Here is a 326-nt window from a genome sequence, read left to right as displayed (position 1 = left end):
ATCATTTACCGGAACCATGTCATTCACTTTTTCAAGCTGCGGCATACGGCGAATGGAGAGTTCTTTTCGCTTGATTCTTCTCTTGTTCTGGCTCCTAATTTCGTTTAAAGTCACCATATCCCCTGGATTTTTATCTGCAAGAACATCAAGAAATAAGTAGGTTTGCCAAACAATTGTTGAGGTTTGAAAAAATAGGGAATGCGGGACGGGAAGACCGATTTCTGCAGGCAATAAAAAAAGATTCATATTTTGGTTGTATAGTTCATGAAGAAAGCGATTGGAATGTGCCCCTGGGTTTAGTGACCAATTTAGTTTGAATTGATCCA

1 pseudogene is annotated in these 326 nt (G+C 39.3%); it reads right to left on the bottom strand.

The features are described from left to right. A pseudogene (locus RYX56_RS21640) lies at window positions 1–326 on the bottom strand (competence protein CoiA); the annotation flags it as partial.

This window comes from Alkalihalophilus lindianensis, assembly GCF_032843265.1.
GTDB classification, from domain to species: Bacteria; Bacillota; Bacilli; order Bacillales; family Bacillaceae_D; genus Alkalihalophilus; species Alkalihalophilus lindianensis.
Note: the sequence above shows the minus strand (reverse complement) of the source record. Positions and strands in the feature narration are given on the sequence as shown.